This is a genomic window from Anaerohalosphaeraceae bacterium, assembly GCA_035378985.1.
GTDB lineage: Bacteria > Planctomycetota > Phycisphaerae > Sedimentisphaerales > Anaerohalosphaeraceae > JAHDQI01.
The window spans coordinates 1-24,981 of sequence record DAOSUR010000009.1 but is presented as its reverse complement, the minus strand read 5'-3'; the positions used below and the strand labels follow the sequence as shown (position 1 = coordinate 24,981).

Sequence of the window (24,981 nt, the reverse complement as noted above, 5' to 3'; positions counted from 1 at the left end):
TTTCCTTTTTTTGGACATTCTTATTCAGGGTCGGGCTACAAATCCCTTGGCTTGCTGTTTGAGTTTTCCCCTTATCATCACAACGGGACGTTCACAGCTGATGATGGTTTTGTATCGGAGTCCGGGCCGCACTTCGGCGGCACCGATGAGTTCAAAATCCAGCCTACCTTCGGTAAATGCCTGCCCGGTCGGGTCTGAATATTCAATTTGCATTCTTTTAAGAAGAGTTTTGATGTGGCTGACGGCATCCTGAATGCACAATTGTTCTTGGGTTGGTGCGGACTGTACACCGCTTTGCGGCCGATTCTGGCGTTCAATTCGAAAGAGGGCGTTGCACAGGGATACAGCAGTTTCTTCGGAGAGGCAAATTCCTTCCGCAGGGGCGGTTCGACCTTCTGCTGTTTCGCTCAGCAGCCGGGCGACCACTTCATCTGCTGAGGAGGAAGAGGACGGCTGAATCCGAAACGGTCCCGGAAATGCCCACTGGTTCAGTTTCAAAAGAGGTCCGCTGCAATGGTTCATTGTGAATCTCCAATCCGGTTGATTTGTCTATATCAATTGAGATAAAAATTGTCCCCGTTCATAAGAAGACATTTTGTAAATTATCTTCAGAAGTTGGTTGAATTGCTCATTGGAAAGAATTCTGGCCAAAAGAGCCAGTCGCTGCTGCTGCTCAAAAGGCAAACTCTGGATAAATCGTCTGAGTTTTTCATCGCCGTAATCGGAAGGAGGCCTTTCCCCGGATTTGTAGCCGGCGGCTTTGACTATTTTGAGCATCGGATAACTGCTTTCTGCGGAAAGACTTTTGATGGATCCGAGCAGGTTTTGCACCATCCCGGCGACTTCCTTTTCCGCCTGGGCCCATAACTCCGCAATTTTCTTTTCCGTGGTTTCTTTGGCCGTCTGGATGCTCCGAGTGCTCCATGTCTCGATTTCAGCCAGCTGTTGCTCAATCTTGCCCAGTCGAGTTCTGACCATTTTGGCTTGTCTGCGCAGATCTTCTATTTCTTCTTCCAGTTCGTTTTTCAATGCTTCTGTCTGCTGTTTGATTTGAGATTCTGCTGTGAGGAGCGGTTCGGCGGCCTGAACAATCTTCATTCGGCGAAGACGGCGTCCGGCCAGAAGGCCGCCTGCGGCGCCAGACAGACCCAAAATCAGCCCGCAAAGACCGGCGTCCAACAGGGTCATTCCTGAAAAGAGAGTCCCGATAGCCGCAAAAGCCAGTGCGCCCCCTGCAGCCAGCAGTCCATCGTGCTGAAAAACAGCCGACCAGCCGTTGTAAAGGTGCTCGGCTTTCTCCTTTTGATGTCGGCCGGCTTCAATCTGAGAAGAATACTGTTTTTCCAACTCGGCTTTTTTTTGGTTTAGTCGTCCCTCCAGGAGCCATTGTTTTTCTGTAATGGCTTTCTCAAGTTGCTTGAGGAGAGCGTGGTCCTTTTTTTCCTGCTCGGAAGTGCTGGTGGACAATTCGTTCAGACGACGTTCCTGTTCGGCTCAAATATCTGACAGGATTTTTTCCAGCTGTTCCTGGAGGGCTTTCTGCTGCTGATGGGCCTTCTCTTCAATGCGTTCTTTTTGTTCTTTGAGCTGGATTAAGGCGGGGTCGTCTCGAAGCTCTTCCGCTCTGATTTTTCCGTTATGGTGCTTGGCGGCCAGCGAACAGCGGGGAACAAGAATTCGTTTGGTGTTCCATTGATATTCGATAATGTCCTCGTAGATGATTTTGTAAAATGGTAGAACAATCGAATCACATGGATCGGCGGTCTGCCCAGGCAGAAACCAGCATTCAGTCGGGTCAAGGTCCTTGGGCACTTCCAGATCGCCGTAAAGCAGTTGAGTTCGGGCCCTCTTTAATTCCCGAATCCGCTGTCGGGTTGCGTTCGACAAGGGAAGCTGCAGCAGTTTTTTGTATAAAATCAGCGTATATAAAATCGCTCGTTCCCTTTCCTGGCCTAAATCAATTCGTTTTTCCATTGCATCGAGAAGACTTTCACCGAAGGCATCAAACTCGGCCTGTTCAACCGCCTCTTCCGGCAATCCCAGTTCGTCTTTCAGAAAAGCCCGTGTGGATAAAGCATCCTCAAACAAGGGTTCATAAAAATCTGAAAAGACCAACCAGGAAACCAATCCTTTGGCAGGAAATGTTTTTCGTTCGGTGGATTTTGAATTTTTGGCCGAATGAAGTTGTTTTGAATTCGGAGATTTCGGCAATTTGACTCCGCAATGGCTGCATGAACCCTCAAGGTCGTCCCATCCGTAACCGAAACCGCATTTCGGACATTTGCTTGTCGGAACACCTGATTTTCTGACGAGATAGTCTTCTCCTTCCGGATTTGACAGTCGAGCAAGCAAGGGCTTAAGCCATTCGAGGGCTAAAGATTTGGCCAGTTGAATCAGTGTTGCCTGCTTGGCTTCTTGCGGAAATTCGGAGCGTTGAATCAGCTCCAGATGTTTTAGGCAAAGGGTCCGCCTGCCCAGTCTTGCATACGAGCGGATGAAAAAGGCCGGAAAAGAAAGAATCAGCTGGGCAATTTGCATTTTGAATTCACCGTCGAGACGGCCGGTTCCCAATCGCCAGTCCGCCCACTGCTGCGCCCATTCATTCAGGTAATTCCAAAATTCTTTCGATTGCAGAATGACTGCCCACTGCTGGAGGGCTTTTTCCCACATTCGGCCGGGTTCTGTCCCGTTGTTCTGAAGAATGTTAATTTCTTCCTGCAAAGCCAGGTTGTGATAGGTGATAGCCAGGGCGTGCCGGGCCAGCAGTTGCCGGCGGGAGTCTTGGCAGCCGGCGATTTTCAAAAAATGCTCACACACGGCTTCATTAACGAGCGAGTGATGACGAACAACAACGTCAAAATCATTCAGGTTTAAATGAGGCCAGAAAAAACCGTCCAGCATGCGATAATGCGGGTCCCTGAGACGTCGGACCGACTCCCCTGGATTTTCCGCTGCCAAATGGGAATCATATCCGATCTGAATCGTCATTTGATGAACGGCCCGGCGGTTCAGCCGTTCCAGATTGCGAAATTTCTGAGAGGCCAATTCAAGCGTCCTGTCATCGCTGGAGGCCGGAATTGATAGAAATCGAAAGCCATTATAGGCATATAAGTCCGCACGGGGTTCTATCCCCGCAATTTTGATGCCAAGGGGCTTTTTCATCAGACGCGGCAGGTCGATTTGCCCGTGTAATATAAAACTCGGTTCCGACTTGGCGAAATCCTTACTCATGACCAGTCTCCTTTTTTATACTTCTGAAGGATTGCATCTGCTTGTATTGCTCCCAAAGAGCCAGCTGCTCACTGTACGGAGAAACATCTCCCTGCATGTGGATGCCGTTTTGGCGGGCGATCTGACGGGCGGTGAAAAAGACGACTTTGGCTTGGGCATTTTCAATATCCACCAGACCCAGAATAAATGATTTATTGGGGTCCAGGGTTTTTAGAAAGCGAACGAAGCCGCATCTGATTCCTCCCAGCTGCTCTTTGGGTATCTTTGTGCCGTCCAGGAGGATGACTTGTGTACCCTCGCACAGAACGACTTCCTGACGCATTTCGATGGCTAAATTGGGTTCAATTTTCATTTTGCTTCCCTTGTCTCTGTCAGTTCACTATTTTTGATTGGGTTGTTCTCCTTCTTCCATACGGAAAGACAGCAAAAGTTCCGACAATGAAAACAAAAACTTCCTCCTTTTTTAAAAAAACATAAAAGCTTTCTACAAAAGAGCTTGGGGAAGGAAAAACAGGATGTTTATTCTCGTAAGATACTCCTCTTCCTATTTTTTTGCTTTTTTAATGCCTTTTCGTGCAACACTTGTTTCTATTGCGGTTTCTCCTTCTAAAACTCCTTTACTCATAACTTTACCTTAAAGAAAGGTGGGTTTGCAAGGATTTTTTCGCTCTTGAAAATTGAATTTTCTTGTGGTAATATCTATTTTGATAAAATAAACTTTCCCCTTTTTAAGGAAAGAGATGTTAGGACTCAAACGATGGCAAATAAGCAGCCCCCAACTTATGCTCCCTTTCCTGTGACCATCTGGACCATGATTGAACAGGCAAAGAATCGGGAGTCTCCGGAGGGTCGGGAGGCCATCGAACAATTTGCAGCTCTTTATTGGAAGCCGATTTATGCTTTTTACCGCTCTCAGGGGTATTCGTTTGAAAAGGCCGAAGACCTTACCCAAGGTTTTTTGGCCGATTTTTTCGAAAAACAAAAAATCGATTCCGCGGATTGTCAAAGAGGGCGGTTCCGAACTTTTCTGCTGACCTGTGCCCGTAATTATCTGATTGATGAGTATCGCCGTGGTTCTGCCCGCGAACGAGGCCGTCTCCGTAAGCTGCTTCGATGGGAGCAAATCCGGAGTCAGACGGGACCGGCCATAGAACCTTCCGATGAGGAAACGCCGGAGCAGGTGTATCAGAGTGTCTGGCGGAGAGAACTTCTTAATTGGGCAGTTCAGGCCGTCCAAGAGCGATGCCGGGAAAAAGATCGGCAGGTTTGTTTTGAGGTTTTTACGGACTATTATTTGCAGAATGAACAGGACCGTCCCACATGGGACCAAGTTGCCGCCAAATATCATCTAAACAGCTGGAAGGAGGCATCCCACAAGGCGGAGTGGGTCAAGCAGCAGTTCATCAAAGCGATTCGTGGGGAAATCCGAGTTTATACCAAGGCCAAGAGTGAGGAGGAGGTTGATGAGGAATTGAGGGAGTTATTAAGCTTTTGATGCATCTCACGCTTTGCGGTTCAGGAATTTAAAAATGAAGAAAGACCCCAAGACAAACGTTTCAAAACTTGCAGATGAGGAAATTTGTCGCCTGCTGATGCTCGGGCTGGAGGGTAAGGACACGGCGCCGACGGAGAAACCGACAGACCGCCGGGCCGGATTGCCTTCCGATGATCCAGGTCCTCGGACCCTGCAAATTTCTCCACCGGATGAATCCTAATTCCCCTGAAACTATTGATTGCCCCGACAGAAAATTTATTTAGGTGAAGTCTCAGGTTGAATCCGAACGGCGCGGGTAACGGACAGAGGAGAGGTTTTATGAGTGCGGCTCCCAAAGGGGTGGGGGATGTAATTTTCGGCGAATATGTGATTGAAGAATGCTGGGAAAGTTCAGCAATTGTTTATAAGGTTTTCCACCGCAGCCATCCGGAGCAAAAATACATTGTCAAGCGGGTGCGTCCGGAACATACCGGCTATCAGGCCGTGCTGGATTGGTTTGCACGGGAAGTGCAGATTTGGCAGCGGATTACCGGACACCCTAATATTGTTCGGCTGGTGAATCCGTGGCGGATCGATACAGACGGGGTGAATTATTTTTTTGTTGAATTTATCGACGGGCCTCAATTGGCGGATGTAATTCGGCGGACCAAAACGGGGCGTTTGTCCTGTCCGCAGACATTAAATTGGGCTTGGCAGATTGCGGATGCAATGGCTTATGCGGCTCGAAAGTCCATCCAGGAAGGCGGAGGAATTGTTCACCGTGATCTGGACTCCACGAATATTCTGATTAGTCGGGACGGGAACGTCAAAATCAATGACTGGGGTTTAGCCAAAGATTTGTCAGAACCGGAATCGCCGATTCCAACAGCTACCATTCAGGAGTATCTGGTGGGGAAAGCCACTTGGATGCCTCCGGAACAGTTTCCGCCGCGGCGTGCGTCTGGTTATCGGGTGGCCGGAGATATATATTATTTTGGGGGCCTTCTGTGTCAGATGCTGACCGGCCGTCCTCCGAATCCGGAGCAGAGCGACTTAATCCGCACTTCCTCAGAAGAGGTTGTTAAGAGGTTGCTGCGGGACTGGCAGGAGCAGTCTATTCACCCTTGCATCCGCAAACTTTGTTCGGATAGGAAACTGGCTCGTTTGGTCATGGATTGTTTACAGGTTGAAGAAGACCGTCGTCCTCAGGATTTTTCTGCTGTTCAGGAGCGTCTGCTGGAAATTGACCAAAGCCCGGCCGGGATGGAGTCTGTTTCCTGTGTTCAATGTTCTGAATGTTCATTTATCGGATTGGAAGAGCAGGCCACCTGTCCGGTTTGTGAAAGCACAGCGGAATGGACACCGTGGGAATATAAACCGTTTGTTTGGACGGCCTACAGGAAAGAAGAAAAATCCTACCGGAAACCGTCCTATCCGACGAATCATCTGATCACTATTTCTGCCGGACCGGCTCTCATCGGAGCCAAAGTGGAAGTCGTTACAGCTCTTCAAGGGGTCTATGATTTGCAGGGAGCCCGATTAGAGCAGTTTCTGATGCCGCCGGAGCATACGGTTCAGCTGCCGTCTTTTTCAATTGCCAGACTGGCGGTGTCTAATTTTGAGTACGGTCAGTTTGTTGAGCGGACCGGTTGGCGCCGCCCGCCTCACTGGCCCAAAGGAGCTCCGGCGGATTTTCCTTCATCAATGGGAGAACAGCCGGTTACGCATGTGGATTTTCAGGATGCAGAGGCCTTTTGTCAGTGGAAAGGCTGCCGTCTGCCGACCAATGATGAGTGGGAGCGTGCCGCCCGCGGACCGGACGGCCACGTCTATCCCTGGGGCAACCGATGGCCGGAAGATACTCCCTATGCCCAGACTCTGGAGAGGCATCGTAAGACTCGGGAGGAATTGGTGAGCGTGGAGGCCCTGCCCGATGGAGCTGCGTCTGAGGGGTTGCTGAATCCAGCTGGTAATGTGTGGGAATGGGTTGACGGCGGAGAAGGAAGACTCAAGCATACACGCGGCGGTTCCTGGAGGTATGCAGGTGAGTTGTACTCGCTGAACTGGTTTCGGATGCCGACGGATGCCTCGCTGCTGCAGGACGATGTTGGATTCCGATATGGAAAAGACCTTCAGGAAAAACCGGTCCGGTGGTCTTCCGAAGAACTGGCGCAGACGGCTCTTATCCCTTCCGGGCGATATCTTCTGGGGACAAGTCAGGAAGAGATTCTCTGGGCTCGCCGCCAGTTCGGGCTTTCTGAAAACGACTTGAATGTACTCAAAAGGAATCCCGAACGGATTGTTCCTTTGCAAAGTTTTCGTCTTCGAAAGTTTCCCGTGACCAATGAAGAATACTACCAGTTTGTTGTTCAAACCGGTTATCCGAGCCAGCCGAAACATTGGAACCTGCATTTGCTCGAATGGTCGGACCGGCCGTTTCTTGAAAAATACAGGTATCATCCGGTGACGGGGATTTCTTATAAGGATGCAGTGGCTTTTTGCTCCTGGTGCGGAGGGACGCTTCCGACCAATGACCAGTGGGAAGCGGCGGCCAGAGGAACTGATGGGCACCGCTATCCATGGGGGGACACCTTCGATAGGACCCGGTGCAATATGGCGGAGTCAGGTCTGGCCCGTACATCCGCGGCAGGCCAGTTTAGTGCAGGAGTTAGTTGTTTCGGATGCGAGGACATGACGGGCAATGTTCTTGAATGGACAATGAAGGATTCCTCATCGGAAGGGGCGTATTTTCTGCGCGGAGGTTCTTATGAAGATACCGGAGCTTTATCTGGTCTTACGTATCTGAGGATAGAGGCCGATCCGGACCTGGAACTGCCGACGGTTGGATTTCGTGTAGCATTTCGTTAAAGAAGGGTCGGAAATATGACATGGGAATGGATACAAGGATTAGAGAAAAGGGGGGTCCGTTTTGTCCTGTTAGCAGCGGCCGCGGCAACAGCTCTGACTTTTCTGACCGTCCGCTTTGCCCTTCCGCCGGGCAGCTATATCAGGACACTGTTTCTCGAAAGGACGTTTATCCAATATCTAACGACCTTTTGTTTCTGGCTGACGGTGGTTTGTATCGGCCTGAAGCATATTCGTTTCAAGCATGAGCAGAAGGCCTTTGATGCGGCCCGTGAAATTCTGAGCAATGAAGCATTCGAAATCGTAATGACTTGGCAGGAGGCGGACACGGTTCGCCGGCATTTTCTGCAGGATAAGTACAAACCCTTCCACAACAGTCAGATTTTTGAAATGATTTTGCACGGAATGGATCGGCTTCGGAAATGTCAGAGTCCTTCCGAACTTGATGATTACTTTCGCTCCCGAAGTGCCGTTAATCAGGATGAACTGGAAACCGGCTATACCAATGTGCGGTATCTTTTATGGCTGATACCCACGCTCGGCTTTATCGGAACGGTGCTGGGAATCGGTGTGGGGCTGGCGGGTTTTGCCGCCATTATTCAGAAAGCGGAAGGCTTTCAGCAGGTGAAGGCCTCGCTGCCGAAGGTTACGGCCAATTTTGCCACGGCCTTCGATACAACCCTGCTGGCGTTGGTGCTTAGCGTAGCGGCGGTTTTTTATATGTCCTGGATGCTTAAACGTCAGGAGCACATGCTGGAAAAAATCGATATGCTCTGCTTTGACGAAGTCTGTGCTCTTTTTGAAGAGCACGATCGGGCCTCGATGGAGATTGTCGAAGCAATGAAAAAGGGTTTTGAACAGCTGCGAACCGCTATGAACGGCAATCGAGCGGATATTGAAAATGTTATGCAGCATAAGATACCGCCGCTAATTGCCGCTCCGATTCTGCAGGGGATGGTCAGCCATTTAACAACTCTGGAAGGACTGCTGGCGGATAGTCTGAAACTGCAAAATCAAAGCAGCCAGTTCCTTTCGAAACTCAGCAAAGATTCTTCCGGCGGTCCTGTCCTGACTCAGGAACATATCCGTCCGATAGAAAATCTGCTCAAAGAAATTCGCGACCTTCTCCAGCGGTCCGCGAACAAGAATCCCTCTCCATCCATTCCTGATTCGGTATAAGAACAGGTGCGTGGTTTATGGCTCGCAAACGTTCAGAAACGCTTACCTTTTTCGGGACTTCGTTTCTCGATGTGCTGGCGAATACCATCGGAGGACTGGCTTTTTTGCTGGTGCTGGCGGTGTTGCTGGTCGGCGATTTGGTTTTTGTACCGCCGGAGATTATGACGGAACAATTGCCGGACGGCTATCATGGAGCGGAATATTCTGTTTGGCTCGGGGCACGAGAAGGAATGGGGAAATTCCGGTGGGAATTCGGGAAGGGGCAGCGGCCGAACGGATTGATTTTGGATGCCAAAACAGGCAAGTTGTCTGGACGTCTCCAACTGCCGGCGGAGATTGAAGAAAAACAGGATTATGTATTTGAGGTGATTTGCAAAGCCGTTTCGCCGGATAATCCGGAGAATATCAAGGAAGTGGCCCGGAAATTCAAGCTTGATGTCTATCGGAAGATGCCGGTCCCTACCGTCCCGCTTTCGATTCTGACAACCAGTCCTCTGCCTGATGCCTATCAGGGACAGTCTTATCCGTTTCAGTTTGCCGCGGAAGGGGGACAGCTGCCTTATTCCTGGTCGACTCCGTCAGAGCATCTGCCGCCCGGACTGACCCTGACGCCGGAAGGCCGTTTGGAAGGACGCCCTAACCGCACCGGCGACTATGTTTTTGAAGTCACAGTCAGAACGCCGCGGGGACAGCAGGAAAGCAGGTCTTTTCATCTGGCCGTTTATGAAAAATATCCGCCTCCTCCCCCTTTGAAGGTTGTTACAGAGAAAATCCCCGCTGCTGTTGCTAAGGAAGCTTATATGATTTATGCCGCCGCGGAAGGCGGGCAGCCGCCGTACCGATGGTCTTTGGAAGGAGCAGGGCCCGGCTGGCTTCGGCTGAACGATTCTTCAACGGCCTTTCTCGGAACGCCGGCTCTGTCCGATATCGGAACGAGGGAGATTCGCTGGAAAGTCACGGATAAAAACGGCTTTCAGGCGTCAAGTGGTCCGCTGCAATTAACGGTGCTGGCACCGCCGGGGCAGACCCCGCCGCCGCCGGAAATCAAAACCAAAATGCTGCCGGATGCCCGTGTGGGTCAACCTTATCATCTGGCTGTGGCGGTTGAGGGGGGGGCGCCGCCATATCGCTGGACAATTGAACCTCGTAACTTTTGTCCGGGTATGACCTTCTCAGCTAAAGAGGGGCTCTTTGAAGGCACTCCCTCCCGAAAGGGGGTGTTTCTTGTTTCGATTGCTCTGACGGATGCCGAATCGCGACGGACGTCGGTCGCCTACGAATTTACGGTGCACCCGCCGCTGAAGCCCGTTGAAATCCTTACTCACCAAGCCGGACTAGGTCGCGTGGGAAGTCCTTATGAGATTGCGCTGTCGGCTACGGGCGGGTATCCGCCTTATCACTGGGCCCTTACAGGCGGGCAGCTTCCTGCCGGGCTTGAGATAGACAGCCAAAAAGGTCTCCTGAAAGGAGTGCCTCAGCAGGCGGGACCATTTGAAGTGAAACTGGCTGTTCGGGATGCCGAGGAGAATGCTTCTGCGGAACCTCTTGTGCTTAAAGGAGGAATTCTCACCGAGGAAAATACGACTCCTCTTGAAATTACGACTCGTTCGATTCCTGTTCTGCTGACCGGGCGATCGTCGGATATAGTTTTTGCCTGTGTGGGGGGGCGGGAACCTTGTCGTTGGCAGGGCAGCCGGCTCCCGGAGGGCTTGATTTTGGATGAAGAAGGGCGTTTGAGCGGAATTCCGAACAAAGCGGGCTGCAGCCGTATCTGGGTTCAAGTGACCGATGCCGGCGGACACCAGGTTCGGCGAGAGTTTGAATTGACGGTTCGAAGGATGGTCCCTCTCTGGCTGCCGGTAATCCTTGCTTTGCTTTTGGCGGCGGCTCTGATGACGATTCTTCGTCTCCTGCGCTCCTTTGCCTCCCGCAAGCCCGTGACGGTAGAACCGTTAAGGATTTTAACAAAATCGATTCCGAATGCACGTGCTTCTTGTGATTATTCAGTTCAGCTGGCGTGTATAGGCGGTGTGGGACCGTACCGTTGGAAAGTCGCGGAGGGTACCTTGCCTCCGGGAATGACGCTTTCTCCGGAAGGGCAACTCTATGGCAGACCCTTTGCAACGATTCACGTCAACGATACAAAAGAAATAAATTTTACTGTGGAAGTAAAAGACTCCCGCGGCCAGACCGCTTGCCAAAAACTATGATGGCTGTCCAAAAGGAGATATGGGCAGACATGGCAGCTTGATCCCATGAGGACATATTTTTTTCCTGAGATAATCCGGACTCCAGTGGACCTAACAAAATCGGTGTCTGTCCGACAATCTGGTTTGGTTTTTTGGTATGATTCAAATTGCCGGAATGGTGTTTTTTCCTACAAGCCATTTCATAACCCAGAATCTTTTTTTATTTTTAAGCTTTCGCCACGCAAGAACTTATGTACATTTGGCTCCAAAACGGTTTTTTTAAAGAGTCAAGGATGACTAAACAACGTTGGAAGCTTACGGATAAGCAGTGGGCAAAAATTGAACCATTCCTGCCAAAACCTAAAAGGTCAAAACGCGGCGGCAGACCGTGGATTGATAACCGCAGAGTTTTTGAAGGCATCCTCTGGGTGTTGCGAACCGGAGCTCCATGGGAGGAGGTTCCCCAAAAATATGGAAGCGTTTCGACCTGCTGGCGGCGATTGCGAGACTGGGAAGAACAGGATATTTGGCTGGGTGCGTGACGAGCCTTTCTGGCCCAACTCGATGAGCGAGGCCGGCTGGACTGGAGTGAATGCTTTATCGATGGCAGTTTTGCACCTGCCAAAAAGGGGCGAATGTGTCGGAAAGACCAAACGCGGCAAGGGAACGAAATGGATGGTGGTGGTCGACGGCCGAGGTATTCCTTTGGGAAACCACCTGGACTCTGCGTCCCCGGCGGAGGTCAAACTTGTCGAAAGGACCCTCAAAACGATAGCGGTACCCCGGCAGGGTCCGGGGGCGCCAAAACAAAAACCTGAGCGTCTTATTGCCGATCGCGGCTACGATTCGGATTCTTTGCGAAAGCAGCTTGCACGACGCGGCATAGAATTGATTTGTCCGCATCGTACCCGTTGCAGAAAGAAACCGATACAGGATGGAAGAAAATTTCGTCGTTACAGGCGTCGATACAAGGTCGAACGCACCTTTGCTTGGCTGGGCAACTGCCGCAGACTTGTCGTACGATACGATCGGAATATTACAATTTATCGTGCATTCTTTCATATAGCTTGTTTAATTATAACGCTCAGGAGGTTATGAAATGGCTTCGAATCTAGATAACCTTGAGGAATCGTTCTGCGGTTTCTTTTTTAAGGGTTCCATGATGGTCTTCCTTTAGCTGATCTTTTCAATCCTGTCAGTCAGGTTCTTTCCACTGTTTGATGCGGGAAAGAAGGATGTATCTTTGGGAGTAAATAAAATTATTTGAAGGGAGGGTGTCTCCTTGAAAAATTAAGCCGCCAAGGTTAAATGAATAACTTTGGCGGCTCGTGCAATGCAGCCGGTCTAATCAAGATTGCTGATATAGACCAGAAAACCAGGGACAGAAATGTCAGTAAAGACTCTTATAAAATTCTCTACTTGTCTCTTTGTTACACCTCCATCACCTATCAGATCAGATTCCAAACATGAATCGCCTTCGCTATTAAGATATCCTCTTGAAAGACGTTTTCTGCGATTCCATTTATTTACATCTTCAAGAGAGATATTTTATTTAATCCCAAAAAAAAGTACTAGATCCCCATCCTTATAAATCGTAAGAGCGTACTTTATACCTCTCTTGTCCGTAAATGTCAGAACCCCTTCTTCAGTGTTGATTGTTACCGAAGCATAACCCATTTTTTCAAGAATCCGTTTTGCTTCCTGGAAGCTTAATTTCTGAATGACCACATTTTCGTCAGCATCATTTGAATCACTGATGGTGTAACTTGATTCCTTCTCTGCTTCAGTTTTATCTGAAGCCAATTTTGCAAAAGTAACGCTTAAGCCGATACTCAGCAACCCAACCATCGTGATTAATACCATTGCCTTTTTCATTTTTGTACCCTTTCATTTTCTTGTTTTCCTTTTTTTCAAACCTGCCAATCAGGTTCTTTCCGATAATAGATACGGGGAAAGCAGATGGATTCCGGGGAAAAGCAGAAAATTTCCATTAAGCGATGTGGGCTAACCGAAAACCCCCACGCGATTACCCGTTTTATGAAGTCATTTGAAGTAATAGGGTAGTCTTGAGACGGTCTAAACGTGCCCAGAGTTGCAGGCCGTCGAGCAGACGGTAATAAACAAACGGGGCTTTTTTTGGAATCGACTGGTCAAACCAAACAGTCGTTGGGCCAGCCGGTTGCCATGGAGCCGCCCTCCCGGCTGATCAGATGGTTCAGGAGACGCTTAAGGCGGTAGAAGATATCCGAACAGTCATCGTGAATCCAGCGAGCCAGGTCGGTGACGACCAGGGTGCCGGCTATCAAGATTGCCCCAATGGCTTGACGAAGAAAACGCTGCCGGGGTCGGTCGGTTTGGCCCATCAGAGGAGACAAAAAGACAGAAAGTAAATTTCGGGTCTTGCTTAAGATAAAATCATGTCGTACCATTTTTCTACCTCCTTGTGTTTGTGGAAGTTAGGTTCTTGGAAAAGCGTATTTTGCAAACACAAGGAGGGTTTTCCCGTACCCCCCTCTCTCTCTAAAACGGGTAATCGCGTGGGAAGGAAATATATTGTAGACATTTCGGGTAATTTGCCTACAATACTATGTGAAATCGATACTGCCGACGGTTCTTTGAAAAAATCATATCTCTATGCCGACGGGCGGATTCTGATGCAGAAGGATTACGAGAACCCGGCTAACGTCCATAAGACCTACTGGCATGTCCACGACTGGCTTGGCAGTATCCGGCAGGTCTTGGCTTATCACAAAAATTCCTCTCTATTGAACATCGTCCATAGTTACGGCTGTACGCCGTTTAGGCCGTTGGATGCCGGACTGTGCTCCGGCGGCGGGGTTGAGAGAAACAGTTTGGTTTACTTGGGCGGAGAAAAAATTGAAAAGCGGGGGTGTTTTGCGCGAAATGTTCTTTTTTGGGGCGCAAGATTGCCTTGTTCATTCCTTTCAGATGCCTGACAATTTTTCGTTCGGAACGTTATTTGCAGCGTGAATTGTTGGGAAAATGTATCCGGAAGAATCAGAAAGGTTTGTGTAAGCTTCAGACCGAATGTATAATTGTTTTTTTGCGGTTCTTTTCCCGTCAGGAGTTGGGCGCGGATTGGTTTCAACGCAGCGAAATAAATTGTCTGTTAGAGGCGGCAAGGGAGAATGATGAAAACACGTTCGTGCGGATGCATCGGTGTGCTGTTTCTGATTTCTTTTTTGTCAGGGGCGGGCGCGGAGGAGCGTAAACCTGACTTTTTCCTCCAAATTGATTCGAATGAAACCCTTCAGTACGGTACCGATTCGCAGGGCAATCGAATTCCGGATTTTTCTCACTGCGGCTATGAAGGGCAGGACAAGCCGATCCCCAATGTGCCTGTACGGGTTATTGTCGAGCCGATTGAGGGCGATAATACCGCCCGGATTCAGGCGGCTGTCGAGTATGTGTCTTCGCTTCCCTTGAATAATGACGGCTTTCGGGGAGCTGTTCTGCTGCGTCGGGGGCGATATATCCTGCAGGGCGGCTTGATTCTGCGTTCATCCGGGGTGGTTTTGCGCGGCGAGGGAATGGATGAGGATGGCACGGTCCTGATTGCCGCCGGCACGGACCGCAGAACCCTCATTCGTATTGCCGGAAAGAATGACCGTTCCGGAGTGGGGCAGGCGGTTCAGATTCAGGATGAAATGGTTCCGGTCGGCTCCTATTCCCTTCGTCTGGAGAATACGGAGGGCTTTTCCGTCGGGGATACGGTGGTGATTACCCGGCCCAGCACCCGGGAATGGATAGAGCATATCGGAATGAATCGGTTCGGCGGCGGGCTCAAAGGTCAGTTTGACTGGAAGGCTGGCTCTCGCGATATCCGATGGGATCGGGTGATTCGTGCCGTTGACGGCGGGCGGGTCATTCTGGATGCCCCGCTGACGGCGGCTCTCGAGCAGCGGTGGGGCGGCGGCACCGTACAAAAATACCAATGGCCCGGACGGATTCATCATATCGGGGTGGAAAATCTCCGCTGTGTGTCGCAATTCAATCCGGCCAACCCGAAGGATGAGAATCATTCCTGGATGGCCGTTACGATTGAAAATGCCGAAAATGTCTGGGTTCGCCGCTTGACGGCCGTTCATTTTGCCGGTTCGCTGGCGGCGGTGTGGGAAACCGCCAAATGGGTTACGGTGGAGGATTGCCTGTCTCTGGAGCCCGTATCTGAGGAAGGCGGCTGGCGAAGAAATTCCTTTTTTACAATGGGGCAGATGACCCTTTTTCTTCGGTGTTGGTCTGAGCGGGGGCGGCATGATTTTTCCGTCGGCTACTGTGCACCGGGGCCGAATGCATTCGTGCAGTGCTGGGCCAGGGAGCCGCTGGAGGACAGCGGACCGCTGGAAAGCTGGGCCTGCGGCGTTCTTTATGACAATGTGCGAATTGACGGAAATGCCCTGCGGGTAGGCCATCGCGGCAGCCGAGGCGAAGGGATTGGATGGACCGGCGCCAATTGTGTTCTCTGGCAGTGTGATGCGGCGATTATCGAATGCGCCAAACCCCCGACCGCCTGGAACTGGGCGTTCGGATGCTGGGCGGAATTCGAAGGCGACGGCTGGTGGGAGCAGTCCAACAATTTTGTCAAGCCTGACAGTCTTTATCAGGCCCAGCTGGCCCAGCGGCTTGGCAAAGAGGCGGCAGGTCGGATTCGTCTGTGGAAAGTTGATACTTCCGGTACGACAAACCCCTCTTATGAATTAGCGGCGGCATTGGCGGCCGCCTCCTCAAAACCAATGCCGACCCTCGCGGAGTTTATTGGGAAATTGACGGAGGAATATCCGATTGTCTCCGATACGTCCGCGGCTCAGCCGCTCGAGAAGGTTTGGGATGAAACAAAGAACCGAACGGTTTCCGCCAATCCGCCGGAAAAGCAGATTTCCCTTGTGAACGGACTCCTTGTCTGTCAGGGGAGGCTGCTTGCCGGTGCGAGCACGGGGGTTGCCTGGTGGAGGGGGACGACACGTCCCGATGAGGCTCCGTCTTTTGGGATCGGGATTACCCGGTTTGTTCCGGGGCGAATCGGACGGGGGTTTACGGATGATTTGGAGGAATTAACGTCTGAAATGGCGGCGTCCGGCAGGGCGGTGCTGGATTACAATTACGGCCTCTGGTATGAGCGCCGGAGGGATGACCATCAGCGTGTCCGCCGGATGAACGGGGATGTTCGGCCGCCGTTTTACGAGCAGCCCTTTGACCGCAGCGGTATCGGAACGGCCTGGGACGGGCTGAGCCGGTATGATTTGACCCGCTATAACGCCTGGTATTGGGCCCGGCTGAAGGAGTTCGCGGATTTGTGCGAACGCAAAGGGCTGGTTCTGCTGCACCAGAACTACTTTCAGCACAACGTGCTGGAGGCCGGGGCCCATTGGGCGGATTTTCCGTGGCGGCCTGCCAATAACATCAACGACACAGGTTTTCCGGAGCCGCCGCCCTATGCCAGCGATAAACGGATTTTTCTGGACCATTTGTTTTATGATGTCAGTCACCCCGGCCGACGTGCCCTGCATCAGGCCTATATCCGCCAGTGTCTGGATGCGTTTGCGGACAATACAAATGTCATTCAGATGACATCGGCGGAATATACCGGGCCGGCGGAGTTTGTCCGTTTTTGGCTGGATACAATCCGGCAGTGGAAACAGGAAAAGCAAAGAAATCCGCTGATTGCTCTCAGCTGCACAAAAGACGTGCAGGATGTAATTTTGTCCGAGCCGAAGTATCGAGAACTCGTTTCTGTGATTGATATTCGGTATTGGTGGTATCAGCAAAACGGGGCACTGTACGCTCCGCAGGGGGGCAAACATTTGGCACCGCGTCAGCATGCCCGCCTGCTCAATCCCAAACCGGCCTCCTTTGAACAGGTGGTTCGGGCTGTACGGGAATACCGAGAACGGTATCCGGACAAGGCGGTCATTTATTCGGCGGACGGCCGTTTTGGATGGGCCGTGCTGCTGGGGGGCGGTTCGCTGCCTCCGCTGCCGCCGAAGACCGAACCTTCGCTTCTGGAGGCGGTTGTGAAAATGAAGCCGTTCGATTGGCCCGGGGATTCGGCCCACTGTTTTGCTCTGGCTGACGTGCCGAAACAATATCTGGTTTATGCGGCGGAAGGAAAGAAACTGCCTTTGCCCGTTCAAAAAGACGAAGAAACGTTTGAAATCCGCCGAGTCGATTTGGAAACCGGTCAGATTTCATCTGTTCAAAAACTGGTTCAGCAGGAGTGGCTTGCGGAAGCACCTGCTTTCTATTGGATTGTGAGAAATTAGGGATTTCGAATGAAAGGGTGGGTTTTTGCTCTGGCGGTTTTGATTTCTCTGCCGGAAGGCAGGGCCGAAGAACCTGCATCCGTTCAGCGATGGGGAATCTTCGAACTTTCTTTCAAGGGACCGAGCCAGGGCAATCCGTTTGCGGATGTTCATCTGAGTGCTGTTTTTACACAGGGAGAGCGAAAGGTTTCCGCAGAGGGGTTTTATGACGGCAACGGCGTTTATAAAATTCGTTTTATGCCGGAATCCGAAGGGAGATGGTCTTATGAAGTCCAAAGCAGCCTGCCGGACCTGAATGGAAGGCAGGGAGCGTTTGTGTGCACTCCTGCGGCCTCGGGCAATCACGGTCCGGTTCGAGTGAGAGAGCAATATCATTTTGCTTATGCCGACGGGACGCCGTTTTTCCCATTCGGCACGACGATTTACAAGTGGTTTTTTCAGCCCGATGCCGTGCAGCAGCAAACCCTTCAGACTCTCCGAAACTCGCCGTTTAACAAGGTACGTTTTCTTCTGCTGCCTCCGGGGAATCTTCGTTCCAACACCGACCCCAATGCCTTAACCTGTTTTCCTTTTCAGCAGAAAGGGATGAATGGATGGGATTTTACGCAGTTTAATCCGGAGTACTTTCGTAAGATAGAACGGGGGATTGCTCAGCTGTCTGAATTGGGGGTTGAGGCCGACGTAATTCTTTTTCATCCGTACGACCGAGGCGAGTGGGGGTTCGATCGAATGTCCATGGAAGACCGTCGATTTTATCTCCGATATGTGATTGCCCGTCTGGCGGCCTTTCGGAATATCTGGTGGTCCCTGGCGAATGAAAACAGCTTTATTCAGAACCTGACGGATGAGGATTGGGATGCTCTCTTTTGTCTGGTGCAGGAAAAAGACCCGTATCAGCACCTTCGCTCCATGCACAATGCGGACCGGATTTATGATTATACCAAAACCTGGGTCACTCACGTAAGTCTTCAATACTATATGGCGGCCCGCTATCTGGGGATAGCGCCGATGCTGCGGGATATCTACAAAAAGCCGATAGTTCTCGATGAAATTAATTATGAGGGCAACATTGACCGCCGATGGGGACAGCTGTCGGGAGAGGAGATGGCCTTTCGGTTTTGGTCCGCCTATATCGGCGGGGCGTATGCCACCCATGGGGAAGCCCTGAAAATTTCGATATCGGATGTTCCGTGGACATCTGCAGGGGGGACACTTCGAGGACAGAGTCCGCCGCGGATCAGCTTTCTCCGAAAAATTGTGGAGTCCGGTCCGCCGGAGGGTCTGGAACCGATAGACCAGTATTATGAAACCAATATCGCCGGCCGGCCGGGTCGATATTATCTGATTTACTTCGGGAAAGAGCCCATTCGAAAATGGACCTTTCGGCTGCCGAAGAAGGGCCTGGAAAACGGAATGCGGTTTCGCGCAGAACGGATTGATACTTGGAATATGACTATTGAATCGGTGGAAGATACATTTGAAGTGGAGAAACTGGATCAGTATGTCTATGCAGATGTTAAACGGCGGACTATTCAGATGCCCGGCAGGCCGTATATGGCCCTTCGGCTGCAGTGTGTGGACTAAAAATCACTCGAGAATTGTTCGCTTGTCGGTTGGTTTGATGTTTTGTCTATCCGGTCTCCTCCGGTCTGCGGGGGATGAACAAGAGCCCGTTCGGTTTGTCGGAGCCGTAAAAACCTCCAACAGCGACTACAAAACCGGCTACCACGATGGACAGCTGCCTCCCGCCGTCGGGGTTCATAACTACCAGATTCTGCGGGCCAACCGAAGCCATCCGGAATGGTCGGACGGGCTGGGCTGGACGTACAACCATGCGCCGATGCTGGCCTATGCGAACGGGCAGTTTTATTGTCATTATTTGACCAACCCTTTTGGAGAGCATATTCCGCCCGGTGCCACAATGCTGACCCGTTCCAAAGACGGCAGGCACTGGAGCCGCCCGCAGGTTTTGTTTCCCATCTATCCGTTGGCGGATGAAAAGGCCCAAATCACCTATCCCTATATGCACCAGAGGATGGGGTTTTACATCGCTCCCAACGGACGCTTCCTGACGATGGGCTTTTACGGCTCGCCGTACAGTGACGGCATCGGCAGGGTGGTGCGGGAAATCCGTCCGGATGATTCACTGGGCCCGATTTACTTCATTCGGGTCAATGACAACTGGACAGGGCCGCTGCTGTATCCGCTTTATACGGAATCAAATGATGTCGGTTTCGTTTTTGCGTGCAATGCGTTTCTGGAGGATAAGGTTCGGCGGATCCAGTGGTGGGAGGAAGACCAGTTTGCACAGGACCGCGATGATTTTTATCGGGTGACCTGGCCGCCGCCTCAGGGACGCAGCAAGCCCGGCAAGGCCTTCTGCTTTTATACCCGTCCTGATGGAGTCATTGTTGGCTTTTTCAAAGACCGCTGGGTGACCATCAGCCGCGACCAGGGCGAGACGTGGTCCTATCCGGTTCGCTGCGAAACGCTCACGTACGGCGGGGCCAAAATCTGGGGCCAGCGAACCGATGACGGACGGTATGCGCTGGTTTATAATCCGACGGGCAGCGAGGCACGTCATCCGCTCTGTGTTGCAACAGGCGAGGATGGAATTCATTTTGACAATCTCCTTGTCGTGCATGGGGAAGTGCCGCCCAAGCGGTATTGGGGGCGGGAAAAGCGGCCCGGCCCGCAGTACGTCCGCGGCATCGTCGAAGGCAACGGCAACCCGCCCGGGGATGACCTCTGGGTTGTATATTCGGTCAGCAAAGAAGACATCTGGATTGCCCGCATTCCCATTCCCGTAAAAGGCCAGGTGCAGGGGCCGGTTGCGGATGATTTCAGCCGAATGGAAACCGGCGGATATGTCCCGGACTGGAATATTTATTCGCCGCAATGGTGTCCGGTGGAAATCGCAGAGTTTCCCAGCCGGACGGAAAAAAGCCTGATGCTCAAGGACACAGACCCCTATGATTATGCCAAGGCGGTCCGGGTCTTTCAGAAAAGCCCCCGCCTTTCCATCTCCTTCCGTTTGTATGTCCAGTCTCCGCGGGAGGTGCTGGATATCGAAATCCTTTCAGAAAAAGGGGACCGGCTGATCCCGCTGCGAATCGATACGCAGCGGAACGGCCTTCTTTTCAATCCGCAATCCGGAGAATACCGTTCTTTTGCCAAATTGGTTCAAGGGCAATGGCACACATTCCGGTTTCAAATCGATTCGAAAAACCGCTCTTTCGATTTGTTTTTGGATGAGAAACCTCTTCTGCAAAAAGCCGCGTTCGGAATGCCGGAAGGGACTCCTCATCGCATCGAGTTCCGCACCGGACGGTATCGGCTGACGGACGATGTCCAGAAGTACAAGAGCGGCAGCGAATTCATTCCCGGCTGGGATGAACCGGGGGCGGATGAGCCGGTTGCACCGGCGGTCTTTTATCTCCAGGATTTCCGGGCTGAAGACATCACCGAGTCCGTCCTGAATCCGGACTCCTTTCGCCGCTATGTCGATGCCTTCAATCAAATGGATGAGGAACCGATTGTCAATGCGGTTCCGAATGCTCAGGCATGGGACTGGATAAAGCGGAACATCCCTTTTTTCGAATGTCCCGACAGGGAACTGGAGGAGATTTATTATTTCCGCTGGTGGACCTTTCGCAAGCATATCAAACAGACGCCGAGCGGTTTTGTGCTCACAGAGTTTCTCGACAAGGTCAGCCACAGCGGCCCTTACAACACCATCAGCTGTGCCGTCGGCCATCACATCTATGAAGGCACCTGGCTGCGGGACCAGCAGCTCATCGATGATTACGCCCGCTTTTGGTACACCGGACACAACGGCTCCCTTCAGCCCCATTTTCACAAATACAGCAACTGGGCGACGTGGGCGCTGTATCGGCGGTATTGGGTTCATCGGGACAAGGATTTTCTGATTGGCCTGCTGGATGCATTTGTCGAGGACCTGGAGCGCTGGCGGGCGGAAAAGGGGCTGGAAAACGGTCTGTTCTGGCAGTTTGATGTGCGTGACGGGATGGAGGAATCCATCAGCGGTTCGCGAAAAGAGAAAAACATTCGTCCGCCGCTGAACTGCTATTTGTATGCGAATATGCTGGCGGTTTCGAAGATTGCTCAAATGGCCGGGCGTGATTCGCTGGCCCGTCAGTATGCCGAGCAGGCCGCAAAGCTCAAACATCTGATTCAGGAGCACCTGTGGGACCCGCAGGCGAAATTTTTTAAGGTTCTGCGTCCCGATATGACGCCCGTGGATGTCCGCGAGGCCATCGGCTTTATTCCGTGGTATTTTAATTTGCCGGATGCAGGGTATGAAGAGGCCTGGCGGCAGCTGACGGACCCGGAGGGCTTCTGGGCTCCGATGGGGCTTACCACGGCGGAGCGGCGGCATCCGGCTTTTCGCAGTCACGGCGTCGGCACCTGCGAATGGGACGGGGCCGTCTGGCCCTTTGCGACCAGCCAGACCTTAACGGCTCTGGCCCATCTGCTTCGACAGTATTCGCAGCCGTATGTGAGCCGCGAGGACTTTTTTGATGCCATGCTCACCTACGCGCGCAGCCACCGCCGGGACGCCAAGCCCTATATCGGGGAATATCTCGACGAAAAGACAGGTGCATGGCTGACGCCGGATTCCAATCGAAGCCGTTTTTACAACCATTCGACCTTCTGCGACCTGGTGATTACCGGTCTGGCGGGGCTGGTGCCTTCGGAAGGAGAGGATATTTTGATTGACCCGCTGGTTCCGAAGGAACGCTGGGATTGGTTCTGCCTGGACAATGTGCCGTACCGCGGGCGGAACCTGACGATTCTGTGGGACCGAACGGGCCTGCGGTATGGACGGGGAAAGGGCTTGTCAGTCTATGCGGACGGCTGTAAAATCGCCGCCTCGGAAAATCTGGAACCCCTGACAATTCGGCTGAACTGACGAAAGGCGGAGAATGGAAGGTCCCTTGTCCAAAGATGAACAATATATGCGCATGGCCATTGACCAGGCCTATATCGCCGAGGAAAACGGCGATGTGCCGATCGGCTGTGTGATTGTGTATGAGGACCGTGTGATTGCGCGGGCGTATAATCAGCGGGAGCAGCTCAACGACCCGACGGCTCATGCGGAAATCATTGTATTGACCCAGGCTGCCGAATATATCGGCAACTGGCGGCTGAACGGCTGTACCATTTACGTCACGCTCGAGCCCTGTCCGATGTGTGCCGGCGCTTTGGTGCTGGCCCGTCTGGACCGGCTGGTTTACGGAACGGATGACCCGAAGACCGGTGCCGTCCGCAGTCTGTACAATATTGTTCAGGACCCGCGTCTGAATCACCGCCTCGAAGTGACCGCCGGAATTTTGGCCGACGACTGCCGGGCGCAGCTGCAGGCCTTCTTTCATCGTCGGCGAAGCGAAAACATCGAACGATAAACCTGATTTTTCCGGTTGCATCCTGTCCTTTTTGCCGGTAAGATAGCCGACTGTATGGAGAGGTGTCGGAGTGGCTGATCGAGCAGCCTTGGAAAGGCTGTGTAGGGCTTGTCTCTACCGCGGGTTCGAATCCCGCCCTCTCCGGTTTGCCGGGTGGTTAACATAGGGGAAAAGGGGCTGTGTTCTCGACAGCGGAATTGTCCTTAGTTTTTCCCCGGGCGGGATGAGAACCCGCAGGACGCAGATGCGTCATCAAGCGGGTTCGACACCGAAGGAGCCGCGAAGCGAATCCCGCCCTCTCCGGTTTTGTTTTTTAGAAAGGGGTCTGATTATGTCTTTCCGTTATTTTGTCCTTCTCACTCCATGGCTGATTTTTTCCCTCGGAATGGCCGGCTCTGCTTCTGACCTTTCTGAGAAAAAGGCCGGGCCGGTTTATCGGGATTTGGCTTACGCGGCCGGCGGGCACGAACGGCACAAGCTGGATTTGTATCTGCCCGCCGAAGGAGAGAATTTTCCCCTGATTGTCTATATTCACGGCGGGGCCTTTCTGGCGGGCAGCAAGGAACAGGGGGTTCCGCTGGAGTATGTCAGGGACGGCTATGCCGTTGCGTCTATCAATTATCGACTCAGCCAGCACGCCAAATTTCCGGCTCAGGTTGAAGACTGCAAGGCGGCGGTCCGCTGGCTTCGATGCCATGCAGGGGACTACCGGATTGACCCCAATCATATCGCCGCCTGGGGGCCTTCGGCTGGAGGGTATCTGGCGGCTATGCTGGGGGTAACCGGCGATACGAAAGAGTTCGACAAGGGGGAGCATCTTGAGTTTTCCAGTGCGGTGCAGGCCGTTGTCGATTATTTCGGGCCGACGGATTTCCTGCAGATGGATGATCACCGTCTGCCGGGCGGGATGGTTCACAATTCCCCCGATTCGCCGGCCTCGCTGCTCATCGGAGGGCCGATTCAGGAAAATAAGGACAAAGTTCAAAAAGCCAATCCAATTACCTACGTGTCCTCGAAGGATCCTCCGTTCCTGGTTGTTCACGGCGATCAGGACCCGGTTGTGCCTTATCATCAGAGCATTTTGCTGGATGAGGCCCTTCGTCAGGCGGGGGTGCCGGTGATTTTCTATACCGTCAAAGGGGGCGGACATGGTATGTTTCGCGACCCGAATGTCCCGCGGCTGACCCGGGAATTCCTCGAAAAGCACCTGAAGGGAAAATCCGCCGCCTCTGAGAAGCCGAAATGACAGCCACATTCACAAAATGGAAGTTTTTTTGCATCTGGCTTGCCGGTTTTGAAGGTCTCTTTTTCGGGGGCTGTCAATTGTTTTTGGGCCCTTCTGGTCAGACCGGTTTTGCGGTTGATTCTCTGCGATGCGAGTATCTGACCGACCCGCTGGGAATCGACACCCCCAGACCTCGTCTAAGCTGGGTGATTCACTCGGCGCGGCAGGGGGTGTTCCAGTCCGCTTATCAGATTCTGGTTGCTTCGTCCGAACAAAAGCTGGCGGAGGGTCAAGCAGATATCTGGGACAGCGGAAAAGTTCTTTCCGGCCAGTCTGTGAATGTGGAGTATGCAGGCCCGCTGCTCAAGTCGGCATCTTTTTATTTTTGGAAGGTGAAGGTCTGGGACCGGCAGGGCCGCCGCTGGGCCTGGAGCCGTCCGGCTCGCTGGACGACGGGACTTTTGAATGACCAGGATTGGAAGGCCGAATGGATTCAGGCCTCACAGCCTCAATCCTCTCTTTATCCGTTGCCGATTTTCCGAAAAACCTTTGCCGTAAAAGCCGGCGTTCAAAAGGCCTTTGTCTTTGTGAGCGGACTGGGACATTATGAGCTGTATCTGAACGGCGGCAAGGTCGGCGACCATTTTCTGGCCCCCGCCTGGTCCGTCTATGAAAAGACAGTTTATTACGATACCTTTGATATTACGGATGCCCTTCGGGAGGGGCCGAATACCTTCGGCGTGATGCTGGGAAAGGGGTTTTACAATACAAAGGGAGACCGGCGCATTCATTTTGTCAAGGCCGACCGCCCCCTGAAGCTGATTCTGCAGGCTCGGATTGTTTACAAAGACGGTTCGGAACAGATTGTCTGTACGGATGATTCCTGGAAATGGACATACGGCCCTTATCTTCATAATGCGATTCTCGGCGGCAGCAGCTATGATGCCCGACGGCTTCCGGCCGGCTGGGCGGAACCGGGATTTGATGATTCCCGGTGGTCTTTGGCTGTACGGACTGCAGGTCCGGGCGGACGATTATCCGCTTCCATGTTTTCACCGATGAAGACCGTACGGGTCTTCAAATCAGTCAGGATTGAGGAGCCGGAGCCGGG

Annotated in this window: 19 protein-coding genes and 1 tRNA gene; 14 read left to right on the top strand and 6 right to left on the bottom strand. The window is 52.2% G+C overall.

The annotated features are described in order from the left end of the window. Nucleotides 1-24 precede the first annotated feature (24 nt). The 4 genes from PKY88_07875 to PKY88_07860 all read right to left on the bottom strand — a co-directional run bounded on the left by PKY88_07875 (nt 25) and on the right by PKY88_07860 (nt 3,583). Nucleotides 25-522 carry a hypothetical protein gene (locus tag PKY88_07875; GenBank protein ID HOQ05113.1) on the bottom strand — a complete coding sequence of 166 codons (498 nt, stop codon included), beginning with the start codon at nt 520-522 and terminating at the stop codon, nt 25-27. Nucleotides 523-549: 27 nt separating this feature from the next. Further along, nucleotides 550-1,347: a hypothetical protein gene (locus PKY88_07870; GenBank protein HOQ05112.1), complete on the bottom strand. Its 798-nt coding sequence runs from the start codon at nt 1,345-1,347 to the stop codon at nt 550-552. 147 nt (nt 1,348-1,494) lie between these two features. Continuing rightward, nucleotides 1,495-3,231: a hypothetical protein gene (locus PKY88_07865; protein HOQ05111.1), complete on the bottom strand. Its 1,737-nt coding sequence runs from the start codon at nt 3,229-3,231 to the stop codon at nt 1,495-1,497. Next, nucleotides 3,224-3,583: a hypothetical protein gene (locus PKY88_07860; GenBank protein HOQ05110.1), complete on the bottom strand. Its 360-nt coding sequence runs from the start codon at nt 3,581-3,583 to the stop codon at nt 3,224-3,226. The genes PKY88_07865 and PKY88_07860 overlap by 8 nt, the downstream gene beginning before the upstream one ends. A 405-nt stretch (nt 3,584-3,988) precedes the next feature. Here PKY88_07860 and PKY88_07855 point away from each other — a divergent pair, with 405 nt between their 5' ends. The 6 genes from PKY88_07855 (at nt 3,989) to PKY88_07830 (ending at nt 12,036) form a co-directional block, all read left to right on the top strand. Continuing rightward, nucleotides 3,989-4,726, top strand: a complete 738-nt coding sequence (locus tag PKY88_07855) for a sigma factor (protein HOQ05109.1) — start codon at nt 3,989-3,991, stop codon at nt 4,724-4,726. Nucleotides 4,727-4,760: 34 nt separating this feature from the next. Beyond that, nucleotides 4,761-4,946, top strand: a complete 186-nt coding sequence (locus PKY88_07850; protein HOQ05108.1) for a hypothetical protein — start codon at nt 4,761-4,763, stop codon at nt 4,944-4,946. Between the two features lie 98 nt (nt 4,947-5,044). Next, nucleotides 5,045-7,573, top strand: a complete 2,529-nt coding sequence (locus PKY88_07845; GenBank protein HOQ05107.1) for a bifunctional serine/threonine-protein kinase/formylglycine-generating enzyme family protein — start codon at nt 5,045-5,047, stop codon at nt 7,571-7,573. Nucleotides 7,574-7,588: 15 nt separating this feature from the next. Further along, the gene (locus PKY88_07840) at nt 7,589-8,749 is read left to right on the top strand and encodes a MotA/TolQ/ExbB proton channel family protein (GenBank protein ID HOQ05106.1); all 1,161 of its coding nucleotides are present in this window, start codon (nt 7,589-7,591) and stop codon (nt 8,747-8,749) included. A gap of 17 nt (nt 8,750-8,766) precedes the next feature. Then, on the top strand, nt 8,767-10,959 hold the full coding sequence (locus PKY88_07835) for a putative Ig domain-containing protein (GenBank protein HOQ05105.1): 2,193 nt from the start codon (nt 8,767-8,769) through the stop codon (nt 10,957-10,959). Between the two features lie 450 nt (nt 10,960-11,409). After that, a complete protein-coding gene (locus PKY88_07830; GenBank protein HOQ05104.1) occupies nt 11,410-12,036 on the top strand; it encodes an IS5 family transposase in 627 nt (208 codons plus the stop codon). Nucleotides 12,037-12,486: 450 nt separating this feature from the next. On the opposite strand, the gene PKY88_07825 is transcribed toward PKY88_07830, so the two are convergent. Together PKY88_07825 and PKY88_07820 are read right to left on the bottom strand one after the other, a co-directional pair. Then, on the bottom strand, nt 12,487-12,813 hold the full coding sequence (locus PKY88_07825; GenBank protein ID HOQ05103.1) for a hypothetical protein: 327 nt from the start codon (nt 12,811-12,813) through the stop codon (nt 12,487-12,489). A gap of 275 nt (nt 12,814-13,088) precedes the next feature. Beyond that, nucleotides 13,089-13,367 carry a hypothetical protein gene (locus PKY88_07820; protein HOQ05102.1) on the bottom strand — a complete coding sequence of 93 codons (279 nt, stop codon included), beginning with the start codon at nt 13,365-13,367 and terminating at the stop codon, nt 13,089-13,091. 108 nt (nt 13,368-13,475) lie between these two features. Between PKY88_07820 and PKY88_07815 the strand changes: the two genes are divergently transcribed. The 8 genes from PKY88_07815 to PKY88_07780 form a co-directional block, all read left to right on the top strand. Continuing rightward, complete coding sequence (locus PKY88_07815) at nt 13,476-13,895, top strand: hypothetical protein (GenBank protein ID HOQ05101.1); 420 nt, start codon at nt 13,476-13,478, stop codon at nt 13,893-13,895. Nucleotides 13,896-14,087: 192 nt separating this feature from the next. Next, nucleotides 14,088-17,219 (top strand): DUF6298 domain-containing protein, encoded by a 3,132-nt coding sequence (locus PKY88_07810; protein HOQ05100.1) that lies wholly within the window; start codon nt 14,088-14,090, stop codon nt 17,217-17,219. Nucleotides 17,220-17,228: 9 nt separating this feature from the next. Then, a complete protein-coding gene (locus PKY88_07805) occupies nt 17,229-18,803 on the top strand; it encodes a DUF5060 domain-containing protein (GenBank protein HOQ05099.1) in 1,575 nt (524 codons plus the stop codon). Nucleotides 18,804-18,840: 37 nt separating this feature from the next. Further along, nucleotides 18,841-22,152: a hypothetical protein gene (locus PKY88_07800; GenBank protein HOQ05098.1), complete on the top strand. Its 3,312-nt coding sequence runs from the start codon at nt 18,841-18,843 to the stop codon at nt 22,150-22,152. Nucleotides 22,153-22,165: 13 nt separating this feature from the next. Next, complete coding sequence (gene tadA, locus PKY88_07795; GenBank protein HOQ05097.1) at nt 22,166-22,645, top strand: tRNA adenosine(34) deaminase TadA; 480 nt, start codon at nt 22,166-22,168, stop codon at nt 22,643-22,645. Between the two features lie 56 nt (nt 22,646-22,701). Beyond that, nucleotides 22,702-22,789 (top strand) — tRNA-Ser (locus PKY88_07790). 187 nt (nt 22,790-22,976) lie between these two features. After that, nucleotides 22,977-23,891, top strand: coding sequence for an alpha/beta hydrolase (locus PKY88_07785; GenBank protein HOQ05096.1), 915 nt, complete (start codon nt 22,977-22,979; stop codon nt 23,889-23,891). Beyond that, on the top strand, nt 23,888-24,981 hold a 1,094-nt coding region (locus tag PKY88_07780; GenBank protein ID HOQ05095.1), incomplete at its 3' end, for an alpha-L-rhamnosidase N-terminal domain-containing protein. The genes PKY88_07785 and PKY88_07780, both read left to right, overlap by 4 nt.

Excerpts from the sequence above, each read along its gene's own strand:
- PKY88_07875 (HOQ05113.1), bottom strand. The coding sequence starts at position 522 with ATGAACCATTGCAGCGGACCTCTTTTGAAACTGAACCAGTGGGCATTT.
- PKY88_07865 (HOQ05111.1), bottom strand. The coding sequence starts at position 3,231 with ATGAGTAAGGATTTCGCCAAGTCGGAACCGAGTTTTATATTACACGGG.
- PKY88_07860 (HOQ05110.1), bottom strand. The coding sequence starts at position 3,583 with ATGAAAATTGAACCCAATTTAGCCATCGAAATGCGTCAGGAAGTCGTT.
- PKY88_07855 (HOQ05109.1), top strand. The coding sequence starts at position 3,989 with ATGGCAAATAAGCAGCCCCCAACTTATGCTCCCTTTCCTGTGACCATC.
- PKY88_07850 (HOQ05108.1), top strand. The coding sequence starts at position 4,761 with ATGAAGAAAGACCCCAAGACAAACGTTTCAAAACTTGCAGATGAGGAA.
- PKY88_07845 (HOQ05107.1), top strand. The coding sequence starts at position 5,045 with ATGAGTGCGGCTCCCAAAGGGGTGGGGGATGTAATTTTCGGCGAATAT.
- PKY88_07840 (HOQ05106.1), top strand. The coding sequence starts at position 7,589 with ATGACATGGGAATGGATACAAGGATTAGAGAAAAGGGGGGTCCGTTTT.
- PKY88_07835 (HOQ05105.1), top strand. The coding sequence starts at position 8,767 with ATGGCTCGCAAACGTTCAGAAACGCTTACCTTTTTCGGGACTTCGTTT.
- PKY88_07830 (HOQ05104.1), top strand. The coding sequence starts at position 11,410 with ATGGAAGCGTTTCGACCTGCTGGCGGCGATTGCGAGACTGGGAAGAAC.
- PKY88_07825 (HOQ05103.1), bottom strand. The coding sequence starts at position 12,813 with ATGAAAAAGGCAATGGTATTAATCACGATGGTTGGGTTGCTGAGTATC.
- PKY88_07820 (HOQ05102.1), bottom strand. The coding sequence starts at position 13,367 with ATGGTACGACATGATTTTATCTTAAGCAAGACCCGAAATTTACTTTCT.
- PKY88_07810 (HOQ05100.1), top strand. The coding sequence starts at position 14,088 with ATGATGAAAACACGTTCGTGCGGATGCATCGGTGTGCTGTTTCTGATT.
- PKY88_07805 (HOQ05099.1), top strand. The coding sequence starts at position 17,229 with ATGAAAGGGTGGGTTTTTGCTCTGGCGGTTTTGATTTCTCTGCCGGAA.
- PKY88_07800 (HOQ05098.1), top strand. The coding sequence starts at position 18,841 with ATGTTTTGTCTATCCGGTCTCCTCCGGTCTGCGGGGGATGAACAAGAG.
- tadA (HOQ05097.1), top strand. The coding sequence starts at position 22,166 with ATGGAAGGTCCCTTGTCCAAAGATGAACAATATATGCGCATGGCCATT.
- PKY88_07785 (HOQ05096.1), top strand. The coding sequence starts at position 22,977 with ATGTCTTTCCGTTATTTTGTCCTTCTCACTCCATGGCTGATTTTTTCC.